The organism is Flammeovirga sp. EKP202 (assembly GCF_014534745.1).
GTDB lineage: Bacteria > Bacteroidota > Bacteroidia > Cytophagales > Flammeovirgaceae > Flammeovirga.
Genome location: NZ_JACVVP010000024.1, coordinates 94,507 through 105,088, shown reverse-complemented (window position 1 = coordinate 105,088; position 10,582 = coordinate 94,507). Strand labels below are relative to the sequence as shown.

The window sequence follows — 10,582 nt, the reverse complement described above, 5'->3', positions numbered from 1 at the left end:
GGGTGTTAGCTCAGTTGGTTTAGAGCACCTGCCTTACAAGCAGGGGGTCACTGGTTCGAATCCAGTACGCCCCACAATAAAAAAGGACATGCGTTATACGTGTGTCCTTTTTTTATTTCTGTAAAATACTGATTGAGAAAAATTTACAAAAAAATTACAACAATATTATTGTATAGTCATATATAGTTCTAACTTTGCACCGCAAATAATCACAGTTAAATTATTTGCTTCAAATGGCTATCGATCCAAGTAAAGTTTTGTACGAAGCACTCACATATGATGATGTGCTATTAAGACCAGGTTTCTCTGAAATTCTACCAAGAGAGACAACTACAAAAACAATGTTAACAAAAAACATTGCGTTGAATATTCCTTTAGTATCAGCTGCAATGGATACTGTTACAGAAGCTGAGTTAGCTATCGCAATGGCATTAGAAGGAGGCTTAGGCTTCATTCATAAAAACATGACCATTCAACAACAAGCTTCCCAAGTACGAAAAGTCAAGCGTTCGCAATCAGGAATGATTTTGGACCCAGTTACGTTAACTGCTAACAAAACATTATTTGAAGCAAACGAGTTAATGAGAGAATACAAAATTGGTGGTATTCCAGTAGTTGACGAAGAAGGACTTCTAATCGGAATTTTAACAAACAGAGACCTTCGTTTCCAGAAGGATTTAGGCATCGCTGTAAAAGATGTGATGACAAGGGATAACCTAATCACAGCAGCAGATGGTATCACATTAGACGAGGCTCAAGAGATTCTTCAAGAGCATAAAATCGAAAAACTTCCAATCGTAAGTAAATCAAACAAATTAGTTGGTTTGGTTACGTATAGAGATATTCTTAAGAACAAGAACAGACCAAACGCTTGTAAAGATCAATATGGTCGTTTAAGAGTTGGTGCTGCAATTGGTGTGACTGCTGACCTTATGGAAAGAGTAGCTGAATTAAAAGCAGCAGGTGTTGATGTAGTAGGTTTAGATACTGCTCACGGTCATTCTAAAGGTGTAATTGATGCATTAAAGAGAATCAAAAAGGAATTCCCAGATTTAGATGTTATTGTAGGTAACATTGCAACAGCGGAGGCAGCAGAGATGTTGGCAGATGCAGGTGCTGATGGTATCAAAGTTGGTGTTGGACCAGGTTCAATCTGTACTACACGTGTAATTGCAGGTGTTGGTGTTCCTCAGTTATCAGCAGTATTCGAAGCAGCTTCAGTATTAAGAGAAAGAGGTATTCCTTTCATTGCTGATGGTGGTATTCGTTTCTCAGGTGACTTAGTAAAAGCTATCGCTGGTGGTGCTGACGTAGTAATGATTGGTTCATTATTAGCAGGTACTGACGAGGCTCCTGGTGATATGATTATCTTCGAAGGACGTAAGTTCAAATCATACAGAGGTATGGGTTCTGTAGAAGCAATGAACCAAGGTTCTAAAGACCGTTACTTCCAAGATGCAGAAGATGATATCAAAAAATTAGTACCAGAAGGAATCGCTGGACGTGTACCTTACAAAGGGCGTGTTGAGGAAGTTCTTTATCAATTAGTAGGTGGATTAAAAGCAGGTATGGGTTACTGTGGTGCTGGATCTATTGATCAATTGAAAGATGCTAAATTTGTAAAGATTACAGGTGCAGGTGTGAAAGAATCACATCCACACGATATCACAATTACAAGAGAAGCTCCAAACTACTCTTCAAAAGGGTAAGTTTTATTTGCATAAAATTAAGAGAGGTCAGGCAATGCTTGACCTCTTTTTTTATATGTATATTTGCTATAATATTGAACAATTTAGTGTTTAAAATTAATACAATAAAGTTATGATGGGAGCCGCACCTTTGTCGGAGAGAATGAGACCAAAATCAGTTTTTGATGTGGTAGGACAGCGTCACCTTTTGGGAGATGATGGTGTTTTTAGAAGAATGGTTGAAAGTAAAACTATTCCATCAATGATTTTGTGGGGACCTCCGGGTGTAGGCAAAACGACATTAGCAAGATTGTTAGCTGAGGCTACCGGAAGGCCTTTCAAAACACTAAGCGCTGTAAGTGCCGGAGTAAAAGATGTAAGGGATGTGATAAAAGAAGCAACCTATTCATACGGTACTATCCTTTTTATAGATGAAATCCATCGTTTTAGTAAATCACAGCAAGATGCCTTATTAAATGCGGTAGAGAAAGGTATCATAGTTTTAGTAGGTGCAACGACCGAAAACCCATCTTTTGAAGTGAATTCGGCTTTGATCTCAAGAAGTCAAGTTTATGTTTTGGAATCTTTGGATAAGAAGGATTTATTGGAATTAGTAAATAGGGCAATCCAAGAAGATGCTTATCTTAAAAAGAAGACTATTCAGTTAAAAGAAACATACAACCTATTACGATACTCTGGAGGAGATGCCCGAAGGTTATTAAACCTATTGGAGCTTTCTGTTGATGCTGCAAAAGAAGAAAATGGTGAAATCATAATCACCGATGAGTTAGTGGCTTTAGTCGCTCAACAGAGAGCAGCACGCTATGATAAGAAGGGAGAATCCCATTATGATATTATTTCGGCTTTCATTAAATCTATCAGAGGTTCTGATCCAAATGCTGCCGTGTATTGGCTGGCAAGAATGATTGAAGGGGGAGAAGATCCTAAATTCATTGCAAGACGATTGATCATTTCTGCTTCAGAAGATATTGGTAACGCAAATCCAAATGCTTTATTGATCGCTAATAATTGTATGCAGGCCATTCAGAATATCGGTATGCCCGAAGGTAGAATTGTGTTGTCACAAGCTACAACTTACTTGGCATGTTCTCCTAAAAGTAATGCAGCTTATATGGCCATTAAAGATGCTCAAAAAATGGTAAAAACTACCGGAGACTTACCAGTACCTTTACACCTTAGAAATGCATCTACTAAATTGATGAAAGAATTAGGATATGCAGATGCTTATATCTATCCTCATGATGATCCGCAAGGTTTTATTCCGCAAGAATATATGCCTGAAGGATTAGAAGGGAAAACACTTTATAAACCCAAAGTAAATAGTAGAGAAAAAGAGATGATGAATAGGTTGCAATTGATGTGGCAGAAAAAGTATCAATATTAAACATTAATTTTCTGTCATTATGCCTCTCAAAAGTGAGATGTAATGTTTTGTAACCTCTATTTATGGCTTAACAAGCTGTAGATTGACTTTTGAACTTTAGAAAGGTGATATAGCTTTAATTGACTTAAAAATGGATTTTTTAAGGGGTTTCAATGTGATTATTCCTATATTTTGTATAATAAAAAGAACGAATTGATAAATTCAATCCCTTTTTTATTTTTTATTAGATCAATGTTGATGTAAGTTAGCGTATAAGTTGGTTATTTTTTACTTACAAAATCAATTCGTTTCACTTAATTACAAACTTTTACTAAATCTATGCATATTCATATTGTTTGTGTGAATGCAGATCAGGAGACCCCTGACGATTATCTAGAATTAGGCTTCATGGTTTCAGATGCTTTACAAGTGGCCTTGAAAGAAATGAGATCCCAAAATATACAAGTCAACGTCTCTTTTGGTACTGTTGCCAATTCGGAGGCTGATATTGTTGTATGGTTTGTTTGTGAAGAAACGAATGTTGATGTAAGTTTAAACGACAATCAAAAGAATTATAAACTGTTTCTTAACTCTTTTAGAGAGGATTGCCAACCCGAATCCATAAAACATTTACGTACTTATCACCTTTCAAGATTTGATAACAGAATTGGAAAAGAAGTTACACTTTCTATTCCTCTATTAGAAGGTTACCGGGTTTTTTATTGGTTAGTAATTTCTGATTTAGCCCTTGATATTTTTGATGCGTTCAATGTTCAGGAGTATTCTCAAAAAGTATTTCTTGGAGATACTTCAGATGATTTGAGGATGGAAAGATTACTCTTAAAAAGAGACCTCAAAGCTTTTGGTTTTGATATCCTGCCCAAAAAAGACTATCCATGCCACACTGATGAAATGTCACAAACACAATGGCAAGATCTAAATGCTGTTGAAATTGCCATTCACCTAGCTGGTGGGAGAGAAGGTGATAAAATAAATCATGATGCCTATTCGTTTTTAGAATGGCAAGAAAAAGTGACGGAGACTTATGTGCTTCAGAATAACAACAGAATCAAAAAGTTTGTTTGGGTACCGCCTACAGTTCGTTTTTCAACAGATAAAAGAAAATTTTATATAGAGAAACTTCTTAAGAATGTTGATGAACATGAGGCAACCTACACTTTTAAAACAGACTTAGAGAAGTTTAAAACCATTCTCCATGGAGAGTTAAGCACTTCTAGTGATCATGATGTTGCTGCATTAAATGATGACTTTGCTTCAAAGAAAGTTTATGTCATGTGTGATGTAGAAGACGTAACGCAATCTGGAGTACTTGAGGATAGATTATCAACTTTGGGTTTTGGTATTTTAAAATTGGGGACAGGACAAGGTGCAAAAATGATGAGAAGACAACATCAAAGACATCTTCAAGTCTGTAATAGCACCATTATTTTTGTTGATAAGGCTCCAGATGATTGGATTTTTGCCAAATTGCAGGACAATCTACGTGCTTCTGGTTTGGGTAGAGTTGAACCTTTAAACACGAAAGCAATTGTTGCTACAAATTATGGAACGGCATCGAGATTATCTAAAATCTTAGATGGTAATCCACTCTATCAATCTGTCGGTATCTTCGTTTTCGACGATGTAATGATTTCCGATGATTTACTTAGCTTTTTATCATCATTTTAATTTAATTGTCTTAATTTAAATTTTCTATTCTCTGACTTTCTATGAATTCATTTTCATCCACAAATACAGATGCTCAAAAGTTGATCTTAGGTGGTCAATTTAATCCCTTCCCGGGATTACGACCATTCCGTACAGATGAAACTTTCTTGTTTTTTGGTAGAGATGGCCAAACTGAGGAAGTACTATGGCGTTTAGAAAAAAATAGATTTGTTGCAGCACTAGGTGCTTCAGGTTCAGGTAAGTCTTCTTTGATTTATTGTGGTTTAATTCCTGCCCTTCAAGGTGGTTTTATGGAGAAACAAGGTTCTTCATGGAATGTATCGACCTCTAGACCAGGAACTGACCCTATCAAAAACCTGGCATTAGCAGTACTGCAATCTACTACCACTTATTCTGAAAAATCTGAAGAAGACCAAGAATTACTGTTGAATGTTGCGATCACAATGCTACTTAGTAGTTCTAAAGGTCTAGTGAATTTAGTAGATCGATTACAGAAAGAAGAAGGAAGTAACTTCCTTGTATTAATAGATCAGTTCGAAGAGCTTTTTAGATTTTCTAGATTAGAATCAGAAGACCTTTCGATGGGGATGGCATCCGCTTTTGTGAAACTGTTGGTAGAAGCAACAAAGCAAAAGAAAACACCTATTTATGTAGTCATGACCATGCGTTCAGACTACATCGGTGATTGTGCACGATTCCCAGAACTTACTTACCTTATCAATGAAAGCCATTATTTGATTCCTCAAATGACGAGGGATCAAAAGAAAGAGGCTGTACTTGGCCCAATGTCAGTAGGTGGTGCCAAGATTTCTCCAAGACTTTTACAAAGATTACTCAATGACCTAGGGGACACCCAAGATCAACTTCCCATCATGCAACACGCTTTGATGAGAACTTGGGAATATTGGAATTCTCATTCGGATGATAATGACGAAGTAGATGTGTACCATTATGAAGCCATTGGTGGAATGGGAGAAGCACTTTCTCAACACGCCGATGAGGCTTACCGTGAATTGTCTGAAGAGGAGAAATTGATCTGTGAAAAGTTATTCAAGGCTTTGACAGAAAAAGGAGATGATGGTAGAGGAATTCGTAGACCTACAAAATTAAAAAGCCTAGCACATATTGCTGAGACGGAAGAGGAGATTGTGATTAGTGTAGTGGATCGTTTCAGAACTTCAGGAAGAACCTTATTGATGCCTGATCAAAGCGTTGATGTGATAAGCGACACAGTTGTTGATATTTCACATGAATCTTTAATGCGTGTATGGATTCGTTGTAGAGATTGGGTAGATGAAGAATATGAAGCTGTAAAAATATATAAACGTCTTGCGGAAGCTGCTTCCATGTATCAACAAGGGAAGGCAAGCTTATGGCGTCCGCCAGATTTGTACATTGCCATTCAGTGGAAAGAAAGATTTAGACCCAATCTTGCATGGGCTATTCAATATGAACCTTCTTACGAAAGAGCGGTTACCTTCTTGAAATCGAGTCAAGAAGAGTACGAAGAGGAGCAAAGAGTAAAGGAAAGGTTACAAAAAAGAATTGTAAAGCGTACTAAGGTTATTGCACTCGTTTTGGCTGCAGCTACTATTGGTGCAATTATGCTTGTGATTTTTGCACAAATGAAGGCAAGAGATGCTGAAATAGCTGCGATACAAGCCACTGAATTTGGTGAGAAAGCCAAAGAGAGTGCGAGAATTGCTGAAGAGCAAAAGAAAAAGGCAGAGGCACAAACAGTATTAGCAGAGCAAGCCGCTGATGAAGCTCGTAAACAAACAGAGATTGCACAAGCAGCAAAAGATTCAGCTGATTATCAGAAGAATGTGGCTTTAAGACAATCGGAGAGAGCTCGTTTAGCATTGGTTGAAGCCGAAAAGCAAAGACAATTAGCAGATGCTGAAAAAGATAAAGCAACGCTCAATGCAGATATAGCGGATAAAAAATCAAAAGAGGCACAGCAACAAAAAGAAGCCGCGGATCTTGCAAAAGCAAATGCAGATACACTCCGTTTCCTTTCTATTGCACAGGCATTAGCCGTAAAATCGCTTCAATTAAAAGATCCTGAGCAAAAAGCCCTTTTAGCGGCACAAGCCTATGGATTTAATGAACAGTACAAAGGCCTAGATCCACACCCCGATGTGTATCAAGGTTTATATCAGTCAGTGAAAGGCTTTAAAGGTGATGACTTTAATTTAATGAAAGGTCATACTGACTATGTTAGAACATTGTTTTTTGATCCTGAATTAAATGTATTGTATTCTGCTGGTTCAGACGGTACAATTCACAAATGGAAGAATGGAAGCTTAGAATCTGAATTGATTTCTGAAAATCAAGGAGTTATTAGAGGGTTCTTAGTATCGAAAAACAAAGGAAGAGCAGCAATTTTCACTGAGCAAGGTGAGTTGACGATTTTCAGTTATCCTGCATTTGAGGAGTTACAGAAAGTAGAAGTTTCAAAAGGTAAATTATGGACGGGATCTTTTGATCAATTCGGAGATCGCATTTTCGTTGCCGGACAAACTCAAAAAATATACTCAGTGGATGTAGAAAGTTATGCTGTTGCTAGTTTTGTTCAAACATCTTCAAGGATTACAAAATTACAAGTATCAAGTTTGGACGGAAGTATTTGGGGAATGCTTGAATCAGGAGCTGTATTAAAATGGTGCCCTGATGGTGAATGTAATGAGACCCAAGTTTATTCGGATCAAAGAGTGACCGGAACAGCTTTGGCTTTTTCAGATGATGGAAAGACAGTAGCGTTAGGTTTTGAGGACGGAAAACTAATTCTTTGGGATAGAATAACAGGAACAGAAATTGATAACTTGCAAGGACATGATACTCGTGTTACTTCTTTAAAATTTGACAACGAACGCAAACGATTAGTGAGTACTAGTTTGGATGGGTCAGCCAGAATCTGGAACATTGAAAAAGGCAGAACAAATGAATCTCCAATCATATTAAATGACTTGGGAGCATGGGCTTCTGAAGCCTCATTCGCAGACCATGGAAGAACATTATTTGTGGGTACTTCTGGACATGACTTGAGAAGATATGAATTAGATATTCCTACTTTATCAGATAATGTTTGCTCTTTAATGCCTAGAAAAGAAATGACACCAAAAGAGTGGAACAGGTATGTAGGAGAAGGTATTGACAATAGAAATGTTTGTAGTGGATCGGACATAAACTAAATTTTTAGACATTGTATTTTTTTAAAACTTCATTCAGATTTTTTTTATTCCTGTTTTTATTGATACAAACAATAGAAAGCAGTGTCGCTCAAAGCTGTGAGGAATTATATGTACGTGCCAATGCAATGTATTTAGAAGGTAAACTTCTACAAGTACCATTGGAGTTGGCCAACTGTATTAATTCTGGTTACGAAACTGAAGCCAAACAAACTGCAGCAAGGAGATTGGTCATTCTATCTTATTTATACTCTGATAAGTTACCTGAAGCAGAGGAAGAGATGCTGAATCTTCTACGAGAATACCCTGAATATAAACCTGCGAATTCAGATCCTGCTGAACTCAAAAAGCTTTATGAGAAATTTAGGACTAGACCTATCATGACGTTCGGTCTTTTGGCTGGTTTAACTTATAATCAAGCATTTATTGATCAAACCTATGGTGTGGGTAAAGAAAGTTTACATCAATCTGTACAGTATAACCCTAAAGTGAATTTTAAAGTAGGTGTTTCTTTTTCTTATTTAATTAGTAAGAAAATTCAAATCAATTTATCGCCTACTTATGAGAACGTATCCTTTGAAACAGTAGAAAGACCATTATCATTTTCTACTACAACAATGACAGAAAATCAATCATGGTTACACGTACCATTAACATTAAGGTGGATAATTGCACCTAATACAAAACTAAAACCATTTATAGGTGCAGGTGGAGCTATGAGGTATTTACTTTCCTCAACAATCGAAGGTACTCAATCTTTTGATGAAAGTGATATAGCAGATATTGAACCTTCTCCTATTGATATAAAAGATCAAAGAAATGAAATGCTTTATGAGGCAACAGCACAAGTGGGTTTTCAAGTGAAAACAAGAATGACTCATTGGGATATTTACGCTACATATACTTATGCATTATCTTCATTCAATAAACCTAATAATAGATTCGATAATCCAGACCTGATTTTCAATTATGGTTTTATTGATAATGATACAAGACTCAACATTTTAGCATTAAACATTGTATTCTCCTATGATCTTTACAAACCAAAAGTTTTAAGGAAATACAAGAACATCGACTAGACAACTACAAGACATTATTATAATGCGATATATACCATTTTTTTTGTTGATTATCTTTTTTATAGGTTGCGAAGAAGAAGACTCCTATAAATCTGGCGAAACCTATATTAAATTTTTTGGCACCTCAAGTAAAGAGCAAGGTGTAGATATAATATCATTATCTGATGGATATTTATTATTAGGAAATACTGAGTCTTCAACTTCAGGTGCTTCAATTATGTTGGTCAAAACAGATAAGAATGGCAACGAAGAGTGGCAGTCTGTTTATGAAGGCGATCTAAATGAAGATAAAGCAGTCGGTATGATTCAATTGGAAAATGATGATATCGTTATTTTATCCAACAGAAACGATACGACAGGAATATTAACTTATACTAAACCTGATGGTAGTGATTTCAATGAGAACGATCCAATTGTTTTAAAGCCCACAACACCCAATATTCAAGTCAGATATAACTCTATCGAACCTTTAGTAGAAGGTGGATATCTTCTTGTTGGAGAAATTAAAAATGCCCAGAATGAATGGGATATGCTGAGTATGAAGTTAGACAATGCTGGCAGTATTATTTGGGAAAAAGTAGAAGGATATAAAGGTGATGAAGGGTCAGACGACTTAGGGAATTCATCTGCTGAAGATGGAGCACAATTTTATTATTTATTTGGCTCTGTTGATATCTCAAAAGTAAACGATGAAGAACAGGAAGTAGTGGTCTCTGATATGAGAACGGTAAGTGTCAACAGATTGGGAAATATTGTATGGGACAAGCAAGTATCTACTTTTGATGATGAGTTTGGTGTAGCAATCAAAAATTATAATGGGAATTTATATATTTTAGGTAGAAGGGAAACTTCAGCAAATGATAAAGATATTATTTTCTCTAGGTTGGATAACAATGGAAATCCAGGAGCACTCATTGAGTATGGTGGTGACGGTATTGATGTCGGAAACGATATGGTGATCAACTCTACTGGAATTTTTATTACAGGTAGTTCCAACCAAAACTCTAACAGTGAGGATATTTTAGTTTTAAAATTGAATTTTCAAGGAGAAGTTATTTGGCAAAATACAGTAGGGCATGAAGGAGTAGATTTCGGTACAAAAGTGCTGATTGAAGAAGACAACTCTATTGTTATTGTAGGTACTGGTTTCTTTGGAAATAATGATAAAATCTGTTTACTCAAATTGGATGAAACAGGTAATTTATCAAAACTATAACTTTTTCATCTTAACATACGTTTACATACTTGTTGTAATAAATTAAATAATAGAATAAACGAATCGCTGAGGAATTTTTAAAATAGAATTTTTTAATCTAATCAAAGCAAATTAGAAAAAAGCATAACTCTATTTTATGTAATGATATTTTGAAAATAAATCCTTGAGAGTTAATTAGATATCAATCGCTTTTATTCTATTCTTTACTATAAGAAACCTGTTAAGGTCTATCTATAAACACAGCTGTTTTATCAATCTATTGAGTACAATTCTATTTTTTTGACTTTTTAATGTAAAACAGTGCTTCAATGGCAGACACAATAAAACTACATACT

General features: G+C 35.9%; 6 protein-coding genes and 1 tRNA gene. All 7 read left to right on the top strand.

The genetic code is table 11. The features are described from left to right. A tRNA-Val gene (locus IC221_RS15855) sits at positions 1-74 on the top strand. Between the two features lie 159 nt (positions 75-233). Further along, a complete protein-coding gene (guaB, locus tag IC221_RS15850) occupies positions 234-1,709 on the top strand; it encodes an IMP dehydrogenase (protein WP_188169906.1) in 1,476 nt (491 codons plus the stop codon). 115 nt (positions 1,710-1,824) lie between these two features. Beyond that, entirely contained in the window at positions 1,825-3,093 is a 1,269-nt protein-coding gene (locus IC221_RS15845) for a replication-associated recombination protein A (protein ID WP_188169908.1), read from the top strand. 318 nt (positions 3,094-3,411) lie between these two features. After that, positions 3,412-4,761 carry a hypothetical protein gene (locus IC221_RS15840; protein ID WP_188169905.1) on the top strand — a complete coding sequence of 450 codons (1,350 nt, stop codon included), beginning with the start codon at positions 3,412-3,414 and terminating at the stop codon, positions 4,759-4,761. A gap of 41 nt (positions 4,762-4,802) precedes the next feature. Then, positions 4,803-7,955 (top strand): hypothetical protein, encoded by a 3,153-nt coding sequence (locus IC221_RS15835; protein WP_188169904.1) that lies wholly within the window; start codon positions 4,803-4,805, stop codon positions 7,953-7,955. Positions 7,956-8,014: 59 nt separating this feature from the next. Continuing rightward, positions 8,015-9,031, top strand: coding sequence for a porin family protein (locus tag IC221_RS15830; protein ID WP_188169903.1), 1,017 nt, complete (start codon positions 8,015-8,017; stop codon positions 9,029-9,031). A gap of 22 nt (positions 9,032-9,053) precedes the next feature. Next, entirely contained in the window at positions 9,054-10,247 is a 1,194-nt protein-coding gene (locus IC221_RS15825; RefSeq protein ID WP_188169902.1) for a hypothetical protein, read from the top strand. Positions 10,248-10,582: the final 335 nt, after the last annotated feature.